The organism is Rhizobium ecuadorense, from assembly GCF_001187535.1.
Classification (GTDB): domain Bacteria; phylum Pseudomonadota; class Alphaproteobacteria; order Rhizobiales; family Rhizobiaceae; genus Rhizobium; species Rhizobium ecuadorense.
This window is the reverse complement of record NZ_LFIO01000344.1, coordinates 1-607: the sequence shown is the minus strand read 5'-3', so window position 1 is coordinate 607 and position 607 is coordinate 1. Positions and strand designations below refer to the sequence as shown.

Genomic DNA, 607 nt, shown 5'->3' with positions numbered 1-607 from the left:
AGGCATCCGGCGTGAAGGTCCAGGTGCCGTCATTGTTGTTGACCAGGCCGCCATGATTGGCGGTGAGGCCTGAGACCGACAGTTGGTCGCCGTCGACATCGGTGAAGCCGGCCAGCAGGGCAGCGGCGCTGACAGTGTAGGGCGTGTCCTCGGTTCCCGCCGCAAGCGTTGCCGCATTGCCGCTGAGGACCGGTGCGTCGTTGACCGCCGTTAGCGTGAAGCTCTGGCTTGCCGGAACACTGCCGCCATGACCGTCGGTGACGGTGTAGCTGAGGCTGACCGGGCCGTTGTAGTTGGCATCCGGCGTGAAGGTCCAGGTGCCGTCATTGTTGTTGACCAGGCCGCCATGATTGGCGGTGAGGCCTGAGACCGACAGTTGGTCGCCGTCGACATCGGTGAAGCCGGCCAGCAGGGCAGCGGCGCTGACAGTGTAGGGCGTGTCCTCGGTTCCCGCCGCAAGCGTTGCCGCATTGCCGCTGAGGACCGGTGCGTCGTTGACCGCCGTTAGCGTGAAGCTCTGGCTTGCCGGAACACTGCCGCCATGACCGTCGGTGACGGTGTAGCTGAGGCTGACCGGGCCGTTGTAGTTGGCATCCGGCGTGAAGGT

The 607-nt window shown here is 65.2% G+C and carries 1 protein-coding gene; it reads right to left on the bottom strand.

All coding sequences use genetic code 11. From position 1 onward, the window contains the following. Positions 1-607, bottom strand: a 607-nt coding sequence (locus AF337_RS07395) for a cadherin-like domain-containing protein (protein WP_152970952.1), incomplete at both ends; no start/stop codon positions are given.